The following is a 15,945-nucleotide window of genomic DNA, read 5'->3' as shown; positions in this document are numbered from 1 at the left end:
GCGTCCCCCTCCCGACTCGCGCAGCGAGGAGAGAGAGGGGGAAGGCGCGGAGCGACTCAGGGGGTGCTTCACTTCAGGGGGCCAGGTCGAACACCAGCACCTCGGCATCGCGGCCATCGGTCAGCGCCAAGGCCGTCTCGTGCTCGATCAGCGCGGCATCCCCGGCCGACAGGGCCTGGCCATTGGCCTTCAGGCTGCCTCGCACCAGGTGCACATACACCTTGCGTGCGGGGTCGAGCACCAGGCTCGCCGATTCGCTGCCATCGATCAGGCCGGCGTACAGCGTGGCATCGGCATTCACCTGGACGGAGCCTTCGGCGCCATCGGGCGATGCCACCCGCCGCAGCGTGCCGCGCTTTTCAGCATCGGTAAAGGTCTTTTGCTCGTAGCCGGGCGCGATGCCCTGTACGTCGGGCAGCAGCCAGATCTGCAGGAAGTGCGTGGTCTGGCCCTCGGCATGGTTGAACTCGCTGTGCTGCACCCCGGTGCCGGCGCTCATGCGCTGCACGTCGCCGGGCGGAATGCCCTTGATGTTGCCCATGCTGTCCTTGTGGGCCAGCTCGCCCGACAGCACGTAGCTGATGATCTCCATGTCGCGGTGGCCATGGGTGCCGAAGCCCATGCCCGGGGCGATGCGGTCTTCGTTGATCACGCGCAGGTTGCCGAAGCCCATGTGCTCGGGGTCGTGGTAGCCCGCGAACGAGAAGCTGTGGTACGAATGCAGCCAGCCATGGTCGGCATGGCCGCGGTCTTGGGATTTGCGAACAGTCAGCATGGTGTGTGCCCCTTTCAAGACTCGACTGTAGGCCTGTCCCCCCGGCACCGGGGGCTGGGATATTGATGGCATAGTTCAAAAAAATTGAATTAACATGGCACCACCATGCAAAACCCGCGCGATGTGCTGACCCCCGACAGCCTGGCCATGCTGCAGGTGATCGCCGAGGCCGGCAGCTTTGCGGCCGCAGCGCGCCAGCTGGGCCTGGTGCCCAGCGCACTGACCTACCGCGTGCGCCAGATCGAGGACGCGCTGGACGTGCTGCTTTTTGACCGCAGCGCGCGCCAGGCCCGCCCCACCGAGGCCGGCGTGGAGCTGCTGCGCGAAGGCGCGCGGCTGCTGCAGGACGTCGATGCCGTGGCGCACCGCGTGCGCCGCGTGGCCACGGGCTGGGAGCCGCAGCTCACGCTGTCGGTCGATGGCGCCATTTCGCCGCACACCATGATGGAGCTGGTGGATGCGTTCTACGCCATGGCGCCGCCCACGCGCCTGAAGCTGCGCGACGGCATCATGACCGGCACACTGGAGGCCCTGACCTCGGGCCGGGCGGACCTGGCCGTGGGGGTCACCATCGCCGGCTCCAGCGTGGCCGGGCTGCAGCAGGCGCCGCTGGGCGACGTGCTGTTCATCTACGTGGTGGCACCCCACCACCCCCTGGCCACCGAGCCCGAGCCGATCACCGATGCGACCTTGCTGCAGCACCGCGCCGTGGCCGTGGCCGACTCGGCCCTGCGCGGTGGCGCCACCATGGGCCTGCTGGGCGGGCAGGACGTGCTCACGGTGGACACCATGCAGGCCAAGGTGCGTGCCCAGTTGCGCGGCCTGGGCGGCGGCTTTCTACCCGAGCCCATGGTACGCCCCTACCTGGAGGCCGGGCGCCTGGTGGCGCGCAAGGTGGCCCGGCCCGAACGCCTGGTGCGCGTGAACTATGCCTGGGGCGGCCCCGGCTTCACCGCGCCGGGCCGTGCGCTGCAGTGGTGGCTCAACCAGTTGCAAAGCCCGGCCACGCGGCGCGCACTGCTGGAAAACCACCATCATTTCTGATGCGCAGCCCTGTGCGGGGCGTGTAGAGTGGTCGGTGTCGGAGTTTTCCAGCCAACCGTTCCCGAAAGGCCTCCCATGAGCAAACCTGTTTCTCGCCCTGCCAAACGGCCCCGACGCCCTGCACCCAGCCCTGCTGCGGCGACCACGACGACAAGCTCCCCCCGCAAACCCACCGGAGGCGCCAAGGCCCCCCGGCATTTCGCCATCATCGGCGCCGGCATGGCCGGCATCGCCTGCGCCCGCACCCTGGTGCAGGCGGGCCACCAGGTCACCGTCTTCGAGAAATCCGCCGCCGCCGGCGGGCGCACGACCACCATCGACTCGCCCTTTGGCGGCTTCGATGCCGGCGTGCAGTACTTCACCGTGCGCGATGCGCGTTTCGCGCGCGCCATCGACACCGTGCCCGGCGTGTGCAAGCGCTGGAGCGCCAATTCCGTGCGCGTGCTCGACGCAGCCGGCCGCGTGACCGCCGCCGGCCTGCCCACGCGCGAAGCCCACTGGGTCGCCAGCCCCGGCATGCAATCGCTGGTGGCCGCCTGGGCCGCACCGCTGGCCCAGGCTGGCCGGCTGATCACCGACACCCGCGTCACGCGCATCGAGCACGACGCCTTGAACGCCACCGGCTGGCAGTTGCGCACCGAAGGCCCCGATGGCGGCCAGCATGTGTACGCCGGCTTCGATGCCGTGCTGCTGGCCCAGCCCGCCACGCCGGCCCAGGCCCTGCTGTCCACCTCGGCCATCGACAGCAGCCTGACCAAGGCCCTGTCCAGCGTCGCCATCGCCCCCTGCTGGACGCTGATGCTGGCCTACCCGCAGGCCGTGCGCCCGGGCCTGACCACCCTGGGCCCGCAGTGGAATGCCGCACGCAGCACGCACCACCGCATTGCCTGGCTGGCCCGCGAATCCTCCAAGCCCGGCCGGCCCAGCGTGGAGCGCTGGACCGTGCAGGCCAGCCCCGCCTGGTCGGCAGAGCACCTCGAGGACGATGCCGAGCGCGTGCAGGCCAAGCTGATCAAGGCCTTTGCCGAGGTGACCGGCATCCGCGCCGAGCCCGCGCACGCCCAGACCCAGCGCTGGCGCTACGCCCAGACCACGCATCCCCTGGGCCGCAGCCACCTGTGGGATGCCCAGATCGGCCTGGGCGCCTGTGGCGACTGGTGCCTGGGCCACCGCCTGGAAGATGCCTTCGTGTCAGGACTGGAGCTGGCACTCGCCGTGGCATGACACAAGGTGAGGACGCGACCCCTGGCCCCGGGCCCGGCGCGGGCTACACCGGTCGTTTTGCGCCGTCGCCGACAGGGCCCCTGCATGCGGGCTCGCTGGTCGCCGCGCTGGCCAGTTGGCTCGATGCCCGCGCCTTCAACGGCGGGCGGGGCGGGCGCTGGCTGGTGCGCATCGAAGACGTGGACACGCCGCGCTGCATCCCGGGCGCGGGCGAGTTCATCCTGCAGCAGTTGGCCGCCTGCGGGCTGGTGCCCGACGAACCGCCGCTGTGGCAGTCCGCACGGGGCGCCGTCTACCAGCAGGCACTGGACCGCCTGGTGGCCGAAGGCGCGGCCTACCCCTGCGCCTGCTCGCGCAAGGACATCGAAGAAGCCCAGCTCGCGCTCGGCCATGCGCGCGAGCGGCATGCGGCCCTGCCCTATCCCGGCACCTGCCGCCATGGCCTGAATGGGCGAGACGGCCGGTCCTGGCGCTTTCGCGTGCCGGCGGGCCTGCCCCCGACGGAATGGACCGACCGGCGCCTGGGAGCCCAGCAGCAGGATGTGGCCGCGAACATCGGCGACTTCGTGCTGCGCCGCGCCGATGGCCTGTGGGCCTACCAGCTGGCCGTGGTGGTCGATGACGCCGCCCAGGGCATCACCCACATCGTGCGCGGAGAGGACCTGGCCGACAACACGCCGCGCCAGATCCTGCTGCAGCGTGCGCTCGGCGTGTCCACGCCGCAGTACCTGCATACCCCTCTGGTCTGCGGTGACAATGGCGAAAAGCTGTCCAAGCAGAACGGTGCCCAGGCCCTGGACCTCGGCAACCCCGTACAGGCGCTGGAGCAGGCGGCACGGGCCCTGGGCCTGCCGGCGCTGGCACATCCGCACAACACTTGCGTCGGGGATGCGCTGGCGCAATGGGCCACAGCGTGGTTCAGAAACTACAATGGCCCATCGTGACCGAACTGCCATCCCTTTCCCCCGCCCCCGACAGCGCGGCAACTGCTGCCCAAGCGCCCCAAGCCGGCAGCGCTGCGCCCGCTGGCGTTGCCTACCCCAAGACCATCAAGAGCTTCGTGCGCCGCGCCGGGCGCACCACCACGGGCCAGGCCAAGGCCTTCGAGGACCTGGGCCCGCGCTTCGTGCTGCCCTATGCCGCCGCCCCGCTCGACGCCCCGGCCGCCTTTGGCCGCACGGCCCCGCTGATCCTGGAGATCGGTTTCGGCATGGGCGAAGCCACGGCCCACATCGCACGCGTGCGCCCGGGCGACAACTTCCTGTGCTGCGAAGTGCACGAGCCCGGCGTGGGGGCCCTGCTCAAGCGCATCGGCGAGCAGGAGATCGGCAACATCCGCATCCTGCAGCACGATGCCGTGGAAGTCATCGACCACATGCTGGCACCGGCCAGCCTCGATGGCGTGCACATTTTCTTTCCCGACCCCTGGCACAAGACCAAGCACAACAAGCGCCGGCTGATCCAGTCGCCGCTGGTGGCCAAGCTGGCCGCCCGGCTCAAGCCCGGCGGCTACCTGCACTGCGCCACCGACTGGGAGCCCTACGCCCAGCAGATGCTGGAAGTGCTCGGTGCCGAGCCCCTGCTGGCCAATACCGCCAGCGGTTTCGCGCCGCAGCCCGACTACCGCCCGCTGACCAAGTTCGAGAACCGCGGCCTGCGCCTCGGGCATGGTGTCTGGGACATCGTGTTCGTGCGGCGCAACTAGAAGACCGCGCCCCACCCACCGGACCGCCACCATCCCGCCTATGAAGCCCATCCTGCAACACCTGGTTGAAATGACCGGCCACCGCGACCACTTGCGGCTGGAGGTGTCGGTGCTCTCCACCCTGCAAAAACTCAGCGGCATCAAGGCGGTCCGGGCGCTGGAGCTGTTCACCGACAAGGGCGTGGCCCATGTGCGCCCCCGCACCTGGGTCGAGGAAGGCCAGTTGGTCTCCACCGACTCCGAGGCCGCGGCCGACCCGCGGCGCGAGCTGCTGGAGCAGTACCCCGAACTGTGCGAGTGCGTGAAGAACCAGGGCGACAGCGCCCTGACCCATCGCCCCGGACGGCACACGCTCTGGCTGCCGGTCTGGATGCACGAGAAGGTCAGCACCTGCCTGGAGGTCACGCAGTCGCGCCCGTTCTCGGCCCACAAGCTCGAAGTGATCAAGGGCGTGTTCCTGGTCTACCAGAACTACCAGAACCTGCTGGACTACAGCGAACGCGACGCGCTCACCGGCCTGTTCAATCGCAAGACCTTCGACGAACAGTTCTCGCGCAACGCCGCCAGCGGCCTGAGCAGCAGCCGCCCCCAGGGCGCCGAGGCGCTGGTCAACGAGGAAGTGACCGCCGAAAGCGAGCCTGCGCAGAACTGGCTGGCCGTGGTGGACATCGACCACTTCAAGCTGGTCAATGACCGCTTCGGCCACCTCTACGGCGACGAGGTGCTGATCCTGATCGCCAACATCCTGCGCAGCTCGTTCCGCTCGCACGACCGCATCTTCCGCTTCGGCGGCGAGGAGTTCGTGGTGCTGCTGCGCAACATCACGCTGGCACGGGCGCACAAGGTCTTCAACCGCTTTCGCGAGACCGTGCAGGAGTACGATTTTCCGCAGGTCGGCCGCGTGACGGTCAGCCTGGGTTTCGTCGGCACCTCGCGCGGCTCGCCGGTGGAAATCCTGGGCCAGGCCGACCAGGCGCTCTACTACGCCAAGGAGCATGGCCGCAACCAGGTGTGCTTCTACGAAGACCTGGTGGCCGGCGGACACCTGACCGCCAAGGTCGCCAACGACGACGTCGAGCTTTTCTGACCCACGAGGTCCGCCGCAGGCCGCCTTCGCCCTCGCAGGTCAGCGGCCGAAAGCCTTGTTCAGCGCAGCCAGCAAGGCCTTGCGAGACTGCTCCCGCGCCGCCGGGTGGCCACCCACATGCACGCCCTGCCCCGGGTACACCCCGTTGGGCACATCGGTGCGCAGGCGCAGGGGCACGGTGCCGTCGAAGCCATGGTAGGCTCCCTCGTAGGCCAGCACCCGCACCTCGCGGCTGCCCGGGGCCGCGCCGCGTGGCGCAGCCAGGGCCTGGCAGGGGGCGGCCGGTGTCCAGTCGTCCGCCTTGCCGACGAGCATCAGCGTGTCGGCCGCCGGCCGGTAGCCACCGCGCAGGTCGGAGCCGCAACCGGGGTAGAAGGCGACGGACAGGCGCGGCAGCACCTTGGCAGCGGCCACGTCGGCATGGCGCAGGTTGCTGGCGGCCAGCACGGCGCTGCCGCCATGCGACCAGCCCAGCAGCGCCAGCCGCTGGCCATCCACGCCCGGCTGGGCCGCCAGCCACTGCAGGGCAGCCAGGGCATCGCGCCGCCGGTCGTTCTGGTCGATCTTGCGCGTGCCGATGCGCTGGGTGCACAGCTCCTTTTCGCCGCGCGGTGTCAATGAGTCCACCGCCAGCGCATGCCAGCCCTGCTCGTTGAGCAGCGCCGCATACTCGCGCATGCGCTCGGCCGGCTGGCCGCGCCGGTTGAGCATGCCGCCGCAGCCGTGCAGCAAGACCACGGCGGGCAAGGGTTTGCCGGCATCCTTGGTGCCAGGGGCGAGCAGCGCTGCTGGCGGGCGGTACCACCAGGCCTGCAGGGTCACCGCCGCATCGGAGTCACCGGCGGGCGCCTGGAACTGCACCCGCTCGACCGCGTCCGGAGCCTGCGCCCGGGCCGATGCCAGCCACAGAAGGCCGACCAGTCCCAGGGCACCCGCACGCAAGGCAGGCGCTACGGCGATGGTGGTCAGCACGGGCCGGCCCATCCGATGCGCCTGCTGTCCGTGCCCGGGCCCGGCCTGTGGCCTCAGGCGCGCTCGCGCACCCAGGCCTCGACGCTGGCCAGCGCGGCCGGCACACCGGCTGCGTTGGTGCCGCCGGCCATGGCCATGTCGGGCTTGCCGCCGCCCTTGCCACCGACCTGCTGGGCCACGAAGTTGACCAGCTCGCCGGCCTTGACCTTGCCAATGCTGTCGGCCGTCACGCCCGCGGCGATCTGCACCTTGTCGCCATCGATGGCGGCCAGCACGATGGCGGCGGTCTTGAGCTTGTCCTTGAGCTTGTCCATGGTGTCGCGCAGGGCCTTGGCGTCGGCGCCGGGCAGGGCCGCGGCCAGCACCTTGATGCCGTTCACGTCCACGGCCTGGTTCACCAGTTCGTCGCCCTGGTTCGAAGCCAGCTTGCCCTTGAGCGCGGCGATTTCCTTTTCCAGCGCCTTCACGCTGTCCAGGGTCTGGCCGATGCGGCTGTTGAGCTCGGCGACCGGGGTCTTGAAGCTGCCGGCCGCCTGGGTCACCGTGTCCTCGAGCTGCTGCAGGTAGGCCAGCGCATTCGTGCCGGTCACGGCCTCGATGCGGCGCACGCCTGCGGCCACGCCGCCTTCGGCCACCACCTTGAACAGGCCGATGTCGCCCGTGCGCTGCACGTGCGTGCCACCGCACAGCTCGCGGCTGGTGCCGATGTCGAGCACGCGCACGGTCTCGCCGTACTTCTCGCCAAACAGCATCATGGCGCCGGTCTTCTGGGCCGATTCGATGTCCATCACGCGCGCCTGCGTGGGCAGGTTGGCCAGCACTTCCTCGTTCACCAGGCGCTCGATCTCGCGCACCTGGGCGTCGGTCACGGGGGCGTTGTGGGCAAAGTCGAAGCGCGTGCGCTCGGCGTTCACCAGGCTGCCCTTTTGCTGTACGTGGCTGCCCAGCACTTCGCGCAGGGCCTTGTGCATCAGGTGGGTGGCCGAGTGGTTGCGCACCGTGGCGGCGCGCAGGGCCGTGTTGACCTCGGCCTGCACGGTGTCGCCCACGTTCAGCGTGCCCTCTTCGAGCGTGCCGTGGTGGCCGTAGACGTCGGCTTTGATCTTGAGCGTATCGCCCACCGCGAAGCGCGCCGAGCCGCTCGTGATGGTGCCTTCGTCACCCACCTGGCCGCCGCTTTCGGCGTAGAACGGGGTGGTGTCGAGCACCACCACGCCGTTCTGGCCGGCCTTGAGGGCAGCGCTGCTGGTGCCGTCCACATAGATGGCGGTGATCTTGGCGGTTTCGGCCAGTTGCTCGTAGCCGGTGAAGCGGTTCACGTCGCCGGTGTAGTCCAGGGCCTTGTCCATCTTGAACTTGCCGGCAGCGCGGGCCTGGGCCTTCTGCTTTTCCATGGCGACCTTGAAGCCGGCCTCGTCCACTTCGACGTCGCGCTCGCGGCACACGTCGTTGGTCAGGTCCAGCGGGAAGCCGTAGGTGTCGTGCAGCTTGAAGGCCACGTCGCCGGGCAGCACCTTGGCGTCACCGGCCAGGGCCGTGTCGAGGATTTCCATGCCGTTGGCCAGGGTCTCGAAGAAGCGTTCTTCCTCGGCCTTGAGCACCTCGGTGATGCGCTGCTCCTGCTCGCGCAGCTTGGGGTAGGCGTCGCCCATCACGCGCACCAGTTCGGCCACCAGCTTGTGGAAGAACGGCGTCTTCTTGCCCAGCTTGTAGCCGTGGCGGATGGCGCGGCGCACGATGCGGCGCTGCACGTAGCCGCGGCCTTCGTTGCTCGGGATCACGCCGTCGCTCACCAGGAAGGCGGTGGCGCGGATGTGGTCGGCGATCACGCGCAGGCTCTTGTTGTTCAGGTCGGCCACGCCGGTCTCGCGGCCGGCGGCCTTGATCAGCGCGTCGAACAGGTCGATCTCGTAGTTGCTGTGCACGTGCTGCAGGATGGCGGCCAGGCGCTCCAGGCCCATGCCGGTGTCCACGCAGGGCGCGGGCAGCGGCGTGACCGAGCCGTCCTCGGCCATGTCGAACTGCATGAACACGTTGTTCCAGATCTCGATGAAGCGGTCGCCGTCTTCATCGGGGCTGCCTGGGGGGCCACCGGGGATGTGGTCGCCGTGGTCATAGAAGATCTCGCTGCAGGGGCCGCAGGGGCCGGTGTCGGCCATCATCCAGAAGTTGTCGGACTTGTAGCGGCCGCCCTTGTTGTCGCCGATGCGGATCACGCGCTCGGGCGGCAGGCCGATTTCCTTGGTCCAGATGTCGTAGGCCTCGTCGTCCTCCTGGTACACGGTGGCCAGCAGGCGCTCGGGCGGCAGCTTGTACACGGTGGTCAGCAGCTCCCAGGCCCAGTGCAGCGATTCGCGCTTGAAGTAGTCGCCGAAGCTCCAGTTGCCCAGCATCTCGAAGAAGGTGTGGTGGCGCGCGGTGTAGCCCACGTTCTCCAGATCGTTGTGCTTGCCGCCGGCGCGCAGGCAGGCCTGCACCGATACCGCGCGGTTGTAGGGGCGCTTGTCCGTGCCCAGGAACACGTCCTTGAACTGCACCATGCCGGAGTTGGTGAACATCAGCGTGGGGTCGTTGCCCGGCACCAGCGAGCTCGAGGCCACGATGGTGTGGCCCTTGGAGGCAAAGAAGTCCAGGAAGGACTTGCGGATGTCGGCAACCGAGAACGAAGGCGTGGTGTGGTTGGTCATGTGCGAAAAGGGGCAACAGGCCTGGGTCAGTGAGGGGCCTCGCGCGCAAGGCGCGGCCACCCGGTTTATGGGGAGAACCCTCGATTCTATCGAGACAGCAAGGTGACACAGCCCGCGGCGGCCAGAGACACTGCACTTCGCTGCCCTGAACGCGGTCTGGGCGCGGCATCGCACAGGCTGCAGGGGCCCGGCGCGCAACGGCCACGCCCCATCCGCCCTACGCGCCTGCCGCTGTGCAAAGCGTGCCCCGTTGCAGTGCCTGGCGCCCCACCCCAGGGCAGGCGCCGACCCGAAAACGCCCCATCTTCGCCCCTGGCTCCCATGCATGCCCCTCGCGCCGAGGGCGAGCAAGCGCAAATCCGGCTGGCACGCAAGCTGCTAAATACCCTGACAAGATATTTCAAATATTTTCTTAATATATTTAAAACTTCCACCCCGCCCCAACCCCTCGGCTGTTTTCCGTCCTTTTCGTTGTTTTCTTCTTTCTTCCCAGGAGTCCATCCATGAGCAATCCCCGCTGGCAAGGCATCTTCCCCGCCATCACCACCAAGTTCCACGCCGACGAGAGCATCGATGCCGAAGGCACGGCGCGCCACATCGATTTCCAGATCCGCAACGGCATCCACGGCCTCGTGACCTGCGGCTCGCTGGGCGAAGCCAGCACCCTCACGCTGGAGGAGAAGCTGCAGGTCGCCAAGATCGCGCTCGACGCCGCAGATGGCCGCGTTCCCGTGCTGGCCAACGTGTCGGAGACCAGCACCCGCGAGGCGCTGCGCTACATCGATGGCGGCAACAAGCTCGGCGTGGCCGGCTACATGGTGATGCCCTCGGTGATCTACGTGGCCGATGCGCGCGAAGCCATGGCCAACGTGCGCGCCATGGCCAAGGCGGCCCAGAAGCCGCTCATGGTCTACAACAACCCCGTGGCCTACCGCGTGGACCTGAAGCCCGAGCACATGCTGGAGCTGGCCGACTGCGAGTGGATCGCCGCCATCAAGGAGAGCACGGACAACATCCGCCGCATCACCGACCTGCGCAACACCGTGGGCGACCGCTACCAGCTCTTCCTGGGCGTGGACGACCTGGCCTACGAAGGCCTGGCGCTGGGCTGCGACGGCCTGCTGGCCGGCGTGGGCTGCGCCTTCCCGCGCGAGACCGTGGCGCTGTACGACCTGATGAAGGCCGGCCGCTTTGCCGAAGCCTTGAAGCTCTACCAGTGGATGACGCCGATGCTGCACCTCGATGTATCGACCAAACTGGTGCAGAACCTCAAGCTCATCGACGTGCTGGTGGGCGTGGGCACCGAGCACATGCGCCGCCCGCGTCTGCCGCTGATCGGCGAGGAACGCGCCTTCATCGAGCGCGTCGTGAAGAAGGCGCTGGACACGCGCCCCACCGAGTACCAATCGGTCGCCTGATCGCCTGCCCTCCCCCACTCCCTTTATCCAACCAAAGGTCTCCCATGGCATCCAGATTCATGACCCCCACAGCGCTGGCAGCCCTGGTGCTGCTGTCGGCACCGGTGTTCGCGCAGGAGCAGATCGTCAAGATCGGCCACAGCGGCCCGCTGTCGGGCCCGAATGCGTTTGCGGGCAAGGACAACGAGAACGGCGTGCGCCTGGCCGTCGAGGAGCTCAATGCGAAGAAGATCGTGGTGGGGGGCAAGACCCTGAAGTTCGAGCTGGTGTCCGAGGACGACCAGTGCGACGCCCGCACCGGCGTGAGCGTGGCGCAAAAGCTCGTGGACAGCGGCGTCAAGTTCGTCATGGGGCCGTACTGCTCGGGCGTGGCCATCCCGGCCTCGCGCGTCTACAGCGACGGCGGCGCCATGGTCTCCACCGTGGGCACCAACCCCAAGGTCACCGAGAACGGCTACAAGAACCTGTTCCGCATCATCGCCAGCGACACCCAGATCGGCTCGAACATGGCCGTGTATGCGGCCCAGGTGCTCAAGGTCAAGCAGGTGGCGGTGATCGACGACCGCACGGCCTTCGGCCAGGGCGTGGCCGACCAGTTCACCAAGGAGGCGAAAAAACAGGGCCTGACCGTGGTGGGACAGGAGTTCACCACCGACAAGTCCACCGATTTCCTGTCCATCCTCACCAGCCTCAAGGGCAAGCAGCCCCAGGCCATCTTCTTTGGCGGCTACGCACCGCAGGCCGCGCCCATGGCCCGCCAGATGAAGCAGCTGGGCCTCACGGCCAAGCTGCTGGGCGGCGACACGCTGTGCAGCCCCGAGGTCGGCAAGCTCGGCGGCGAGGCCGTCAACGACACCGTGTTCTGCGCCCAGGGCGGCACCATGCTCGACAAGGCCGCCGCCGGCCCGGCCTTCAAGGCCAAATACAAGGCACGCTTCAAGCTCGATGCCGATGCCTACGCGGCCTCGTACTACGACCAGGTGATGTTCATGGCCGATGCCATGCAGAAGGCCCAGTCCGTGGAGCCCGCCAAGGTCGGTGCGCAGATGGGCCAACTGAGCCACCAGGGCGTGGCCGGCACCTATGCCTATGACGACAAGGGCAACCTCAAGCAGGCGCCGATCACGGTACTCACGTTCAAGAACGCGGCGCCCGTTCCTCTGGCCAGCTACTGAAACTGCTGGGATCGCGGCGGTGCTCCCGCTACGATCCTCGCACCCCAACCCACGCGACCCACCATGACCCACGACAGTGCCATGCAACGCATCCAGATCCTCGACTCCCACACCGGGGGTGAACCCACGCGCCTCGTGGTCGGCGGCTTTCCCGACCTGGGCACGGGCAGCATGGCCGAGCGCCGCGCGCTGCTGGCCAGCCAGCACGATGCCTGGCGCGCGGCCACGGTGCTCGAGCCGCGCGGCAACGACGTGATCGTGGGGGCCCTGCTGTGCACGCCGCAGGACCCGGCCAACGCGGCGGGCGTGGTCTTCTTCAACAACACCGGCTACCTGGGCATGTGCGGCCACGGCACCATCGGCCTGGTGGCCTCGCTGGCCTACCTGGGCCGCATCCAGCCCGGCGAGCACGGCATCGAGACACCCGTGGGCACGGTGATGACCACGCTGCACGAGGACGGCTCGGTCAGCGTGCGCAATGTGCCGGCCTACCGGCTGCACCAGGGGCTGTCGCTCACGGTGCCGGGCATCGGCAGCGTCACGGGCGACGTGGCCTGGGGCGGCAACTGGTTCTTTCTGATGAGCGAGCACGGCCAGCACGTGGCCAGCGACAACCTGCAGGCGCTGACCAACTACACCTGCGCCATCCAGCTGGCCCTGAAGGACCAGGGCATCCGCGGCGACAATGGCGGCGAGATCGACCACATCGAGCTGTTTGCCGACGACGAGCTGGCCGACAGCCGCAACTTCGTGCTCTGCCCGGGCGGTGCCTACGACCGCTCGCCCTGCGGCACCGGCACCAGCGCCAAGCTGGCCTGCCTGGCGGCCGATGGCAAGCTGCAGCCCGGCCAGGTGTGGCGCCAGGCCAGCATCATCGGCAGCAGCTTCGAGGCGCGCTACGAGCCCGATGCCCAGGCCGGCAGGATCATCCCCACGCTGCGCGGCACCGCCCATATGAGCGCCGAGGCCACGCTGCTGATCGCCCGGGACGACCCCTTTGCCTGGGGCATCCGCCTCTAAGCCTCGATCCACCCCATGCAAGCTGCAGACGTGATCGTCATCGGTGCCGGCATGGTGGGCGCGGCCTGCGCCCACCTGCTGGCCCATGCCGGGCTTTCGGTGCGGGTGCTCGATGCGCGCCGGGGCGGTGCCACGCAGGCCGGCATGGGCCACCTGGTGGTGATGGACGACAACGCGGCCGAGCTGGCGCTGAGCCAGGCCTCGCTGGAGCAGTGGCATGCCTGGGGCCCGCGCATGAATGCCGACCTGCCCGGCTGCGCCTATTCCAACTGCGGCACGCTCTGGATCGCGGCCAATGCCGAGGAAATGGCCGGCGCGGAGGCCAAGGCCGCCGGCCTGCGCGCGCACGGCATCGCCTGCGAGCTGCTGGACGCCGCCGCACTGGCGCGGCTGGAACCTGCGCTGCGCCCCGGCCTGCGCGGCGCCCTCAAGGTCGGTGGCGACAGCGTGGTCTATGCCCCCAACGCCGCGCAGTGGCTGCTGGCCCACGCCGCCCGGCCCATCACCGTCGAACATGCGCAGGTCGAACGCATCGAGGGCCGGCGCGTGCACCTGGCCGATGGCGGCGTGCGCGAGGGCGGTGCGGTTCTGCTGGCCGCGGGCATCCACGCCACGGACCTGTGCCCAGGCCTGCCGATACGCCCCAAGAAGGGGCACCTGGCCATCACCGACCGCTACCCCGGCACCGTGCGGCACCAGCTGGTGGAGCTGGGCTACATCACCAATGCGCACCAGAGCGATGGCACCTCGGTGGCCTTCAACCTGCAGCCGCGGCCCACAGGGCAGTTGCTGATCGGTTCGTCGCGCCAGTTCGACACCACCGACCCGGCCATCGACAACGCTGTGCTGGCGCGCATGCTGCAGCGCGCGCTGGAGTACGTGCCTGGCCTGGCCGAGCTCAACGCCATCCGCACCTGGACCGGCTTTCGCGCGGCCACGCCCGATGGTCTGCCCATCATCGGCCGGCATCCGCAGCACCGCGACCTGTGGCTGGCCGTGGGCCACGAGGGCCTGGGCGTGACCACGGCGCCGGCCACGGCCCAGTTGCTGGCCGCGCAAATCACGGGCGCCACGCCACCGCTGGAGCCAGCGCCCTACTCCCCCGACCGCTTTGCCCGGAGCCTCATGGCATGAGCACCGCCCCCACCCTCCAGATCCATGCCGACGGCGTGCGCCTGCAGGTCGCCGCCGGCACCAGCGTGGCCGCGGCCCTGGCCCAGGTGCCGCCGGGCCGCACGCGCACCTCCACCAGCGGCCAGCCGCGTGCGCCGCTGTGCGGCATGGGCGTGTGCCATGAATGCCGCGTGCGCATCGACGGCCGCGTGCGCCTGGCCTGCCAGACCGTATGCACCGAGGGCATGCAGGTCCATACCGATACCGGCATGCCTTGCCCATGAACACCTCCACCCCCTGGTCGGCGCATGCGCGCTGCGACATCCTCGTCATCGGCGCAGGCCCTGCAGGCATGGCTGCGGCACTGGCCGCAGCCCCGAGTGGCGCGGCCATCACGATCGTGGACGACAACCCCGAGGCCGGCGGCCAGATCTGGCGCGACGGCCCCGGCGCCACCCTGCCTCCGCTGGCCCGCCAGTACCGCGAGGCGCTGGCCCGGCACGCCAACATCAACCTGCTGCGCGGCACGCGCGTGGTGGGTTTGGGCGATGCGCCCTTGGCAGGTGATGCCCCCACCCTGCTGCTTGAAGACGCCGAGCGCGGCTGGGCCCAGCACAGCCACCGACTCGTTCTGTGCAATGGCGCGCGCGAGTTGCTGCTGCCCTTTCCAGGCTGGACGCTGCCGGGCGTGACGGGTGCGGGCGCCCTGCAGGCCCTGGTCAAGGCGGGGCTGCCCGTACAGGGACAGCGCATCGTGGTCGCAGGCACGGGCCCGCTGCTGCTGGCTGCAGCCGCCACAGCTGCCAAGGCCGGTGCACAGGTGGTGCGCGTGGCCGAGCAGGCCGGCTGGCGAGCGCTCGCGGGCTTTGCCGCGCAGTTGCCGCGCTGGCCCGCCAAGGCCGTGCAGGCGTTGACGCTGCTGCACCCGCAACTGCGCGCGGGCAGCCATGTGCGTGAAGCCATGGGAGACGGCCAGGTGCAGTCCGTGCGCCTGCGCACCGCATCCGGTGAGGAAACCATCGCCTGCGACCGCCTGGCCTGTGGCTTTGGCCTGGTGCCCAACACGCACCTGGGGCAGTTGCTGGGTTGCGCCCTGGGTGGCCCCCTGAGTGGCGGCCTGGGCCTGTGGGTGGATGCCCAGATGCGCACCAGCGTGGCCGGCGTTTACGCGGCCGGTGAGTGCACGGGCTTTGGGGGCAGCGAGCGTGCACTGGCGCAGGGCGCCCTTGCCGGCCATGCCGCAGCAGGGGACACCAAGCCGGTGCATGCGCTGCAGGCCACGCTGCGCCGCTGGGAAGGCTTTGCCCGGGCGCTGCAGCATTCCTTCGCACTGGACGATGGCCTCAAGGCCCTGCCGCGGCCGGACACCCTGGTGTGTCGCTGCGAAGACGTGCCGCATGCCGAACTGGCCGGGCGCAGCAGCTGGATCGACGCCAAGCTGCACACACGCTGCGGCATGGGCGCCTGCCAGGGGCGCATCTGCGGTGCCGCCACCCAGCAGCTCTTCGGCTGGACACCGGCGCCGCCCCGCCATCTGCTGGCACCGGCGCGTATTGCCACGCTGGCCATGGTGGCTGACAGGCCGCCCCCCGGCTGAGGCAGAGAACCCAGGGATGGGACCCGGCCCTGCCACCGGGCACTCATCTTGCTTCTACATATATTAAGAAAATATTTATCCTGGTGCAGCCGAGTTTCTTCCCACAAGCACTCCAACAGAGCCGACCC

Annotated in this window: 14 protein-coding genes; 11 read left to right on the top strand and 3 right to left on the bottom strand. The window is 69.2% G+C overall.

Features of this window, described 5'->3' with window-relative positions; all coding sequences use genetic code 11:
• Nucleotides 1-73: 73 nt before the first annotated feature.
• A complete protein-coding gene (locus PMI14_RS31345; protein ID WP_007861471.1) occupies nucleotides 74-775 on the bottom strand; it encodes a pirin family protein in 702 nt (233 codons plus the stop codon).
• A gap of 105 nt (nucleotides 776-880) precedes the next feature.
• Between PMI14_RS31345 and PMI14_RS31340 the strand changes: the two genes are divergently transcribed.
• The 5 genes from PMI14_RS31340 (at nucleotide 881) to PMI14_RS31320 (ending at nucleotide 5,835) form a co-directional block, all read left to right on the top strand.
• Nucleotides 881-1,819, top strand: a complete 939-nt coding sequence (locus PMI14_RS31340; protein ID WP_007861469.1) for a LysR family transcriptional regulator — start codon at nucleotides 881-883, stop codon at nucleotides 1,817-1,819.
• 75 nt (nucleotides 1,820-1,894) lie between these two features.
• Nucleotides 1,895-3,043: an NAD(P)/FAD-dependent oxidoreductase gene (locus tag PMI14_RS31335; RefSeq protein ID WP_108016500.1), complete on the top strand. Its 1,149-nt coding sequence runs from the start codon at nucleotides 1,895-1,897 to the stop codon at nucleotides 3,041-3,043.
• Nucleotides 3,040-3,987 (top strand): tRNA glutamyl-Q(34) synthetase GluQRS, encoded by a 948-nt coding sequence (gluQRS, locus tag PMI14_RS31330; RefSeq protein ID WP_007861465.1) that lies wholly within the window; start codon nucleotides 3,040-3,042, stop codon nucleotides 3,985-3,987. The genes PMI14_RS31335 and gluQRS overlap by 4 nt, the downstream gene beginning before the upstream one ends.
• Nucleotides 3,945-4,748, top strand: a complete 804-nt coding sequence (trmB, locus tag PMI14_RS31325; protein WP_007861463.1) for a tRNA (guanosine(46)-N7)-methyltransferase TrmB — start codon at nucleotides 3,945-3,947, stop codon at nucleotides 4,746-4,748. The genes gluQRS and trmB overlap by 43 nt, the downstream gene beginning before the upstream one ends.
• Before the next feature lie 40 nt (nucleotides 4,749-4,788).
• Nucleotides 4,789-5,835, top strand: coding sequence for a GGDEF domain-containing protein (locus PMI14_RS31320; protein ID WP_007861461.1), 1,047 nt, complete (start codon nucleotides 4,789-4,791; stop codon nucleotides 5,833-5,835).
• Between the two features lie 39 nt (nucleotides 5,836-5,874).
• Here the strand turns inward: PMI14_RS31320 and PMI14_RS31315 are convergent, their stop codons facing one another.
• Nucleotides 5,875-6,807, bottom strand: coding sequence for a dienelactone hydrolase family protein (locus PMI14_RS31315; RefSeq protein ID WP_035206388.1), 933 nt, complete (start codon nucleotides 6,805-6,807; stop codon nucleotides 5,875-5,877).
• 53 nt (nucleotides 6,808-6,860) lie between these two features.
• Nucleotides 6,861-9,494: an alanine--tRNA ligase gene (gene alaS / locus PMI14_RS31310; RefSeq protein WP_007861458.1), complete on the bottom strand. Its 2,634-nt coding sequence runs from the start codon at nucleotides 9,492-9,494 to the stop codon at nucleotides 6,861-6,863.
• 503 nt (nucleotides 9,495-9,997) lie between these two features.
• Between alaS and PMI14_RS31305 the strand changes: the two genes are divergently transcribed.
• The 6 genes from PMI14_RS31305 to PMI14_RS31280 all read left to right on the top strand — a co-directional run bounded on the left by PMI14_RS31305 (nucleotide 9,998) and on the right by PMI14_RS31280 (nucleotide 15,817).
• A complete protein-coding gene (locus PMI14_RS31305) occupies nucleotides 9,998-10,912 on the top strand; it encodes a dihydrodipicolinate synthase family protein (RefSeq protein ID WP_007861457.1) in 915 nt (304 codons plus the stop codon).
• A gap of 59 nt (nucleotides 10,913-10,971) precedes the next feature.
• Nucleotides 10,972-12,087, top strand: a complete 1,116-nt coding sequence (locus tag PMI14_RS31300; protein ID WP_238541940.1) for a branched-chain amino acid ABC transporter substrate-binding protein — start codon at nucleotides 10,972-10,974, stop codon at nucleotides 12,085-12,087.
• 81 nt (nucleotides 12,088-12,168) lie between these two features.
• On the top strand, nucleotides 12,169-13,107 hold the full coding sequence (locus PMI14_RS31295) for a 4-hydroxyproline epimerase (RefSeq protein WP_035206387.1): 939 nt from the start codon (nucleotides 12,169-12,171) through the stop codon (nucleotides 13,105-13,107).
• Between the two features lie 15 nt (nucleotides 13,108-13,122).
• Nucleotides 13,123-14,241, top strand: a complete 1,119-nt coding sequence (locus PMI14_RS31290) for an FAD-binding oxidoreductase (protein WP_007861454.1) — start codon at nucleotides 13,123-13,125, stop codon at nucleotides 14,239-14,241.
• Entirely contained in the window at nucleotides 14,238-14,504 is a 267-nt protein-coding gene (locus PMI14_RS31285) for a (2Fe-2S)-binding protein (RefSeq protein ID WP_007861453.1), read from the top strand. The genes PMI14_RS31290 and PMI14_RS31285 overlap by 4 nt, the downstream gene beginning before the upstream one ends.
• Nucleotides 14,501-15,817 (top strand): FAD/NAD(P)-binding oxidoreductase, encoded by a 1,317-nt coding sequence (locus PMI14_RS31280; RefSeq protein WP_007861452.1) that lies wholly within the window; start codon nucleotides 14,501-14,503, stop codon nucleotides 15,815-15,817. Before PMI14_RS31285 ends, PMI14_RS31280 begins: the two co-directional genes overlap by 4 nt.
• Nucleotides 15,818-15,945: the final 128 nt, after the last annotated feature.

The sequence above is a fragment of the Acidovorax sp. CF316 genome (assembly GCF_000276605.1).
GTDB lineage: Bacteria > Pseudomonadota > Gammaproteobacteria > Burkholderiales > Burkholderiaceae_C > Acidovorax.
This window is presented reverse-complemented; position numbering and strand designations above follow the sequence as displayed.

What these genes read in the sequence shown, in the direction of transcription:
- PMI14_RS31345 (WP_007861471.1), bottom strand. Translation starts at nt 775, where the DNA reads ATGCTGACTGTTCGCAAATCCCAAGACCGCGGCCATGCCGACCATGGC.
- PMI14_RS31340 (WP_007861469.1), top strand. Translation starts at nt 881, where the DNA reads ATGCAAAACCCGCGCGATGTGCTGACCCCCGACAGCCTGGCCATGCTG.
- PMI14_RS31335 (WP_108016500.1), top strand. Translation starts at nt 1,895, where the DNA reads ATGAGCAAACCTGTTTCTCGCCCTGCCAAACGGCCCCGACGCCCTGCA.
- gluQRS (WP_007861465.1), top strand. Translation starts at nt 3,040, where the DNA reads ATGACACAAGGTGAGGACGCGACCCCTGGCCCCGGGCCCGGCGCGGGC.
- trmB (WP_007861463.1), top strand. Translation starts at nt 3,945, where the DNA reads ATGGGCCACAGCGTGGTTCAGAAACTACAATGGCCCATCGTGACCGAA.
- PMI14_RS31320 (WP_007861461.1), top strand. Translation starts at nt 4,789, where the DNA reads ATGAAGCCCATCCTGCAACACCTGGTTGAAATGACCGGCCACCGCGAC.
- alaS (WP_007861458.1), bottom strand. Translation starts at nt 9,494, where the DNA reads ATGACCAACCACACCACGCCTTCGTTCTCGGTTGCCGACATCCGCAAG.
- PMI14_RS31305 (WP_007861457.1), top strand. Translation starts at nt 9,998, where the DNA reads ATGAGCAATCCCCGCTGGCAAGGCATCTTCCCCGCCATCACCACCAAG.
- PMI14_RS31300 (WP_238541940.1), top strand. Translation starts at nt 10,972, where the DNA reads ATGACCCCCACAGCGCTGGCAGCCCTGGTGCTGCTGTCGGCACCGGTG.
- PMI14_RS31295 (WP_035206387.1), top strand. Translation starts at nt 12,169, where the DNA reads ATGCAACGCATCCAGATCCTCGACTCCCACACCGGGGGTGAACCCACG.
- PMI14_RS31290 (WP_007861454.1), top strand. Translation starts at nt 13,123, where the DNA reads ATGCAAGCTGCAGACGTGATCGTCATCGGTGCCGGCATGGTGGGCGCG.
- PMI14_RS31285 (WP_007861453.1), top strand. Translation starts at nt 14,238, where the DNA reads ATGAGCACCGCCCCCACCCTCCAGATCCATGCCGACGGCGTGCGCCTG.
- PMI14_RS31280 (WP_007861452.1), top strand. Translation starts at nt 14,501, where the DNA reads ATGAACACCTCCACCCCCTGGTCGGCGCATGCGCGCTGCGACATCCTC.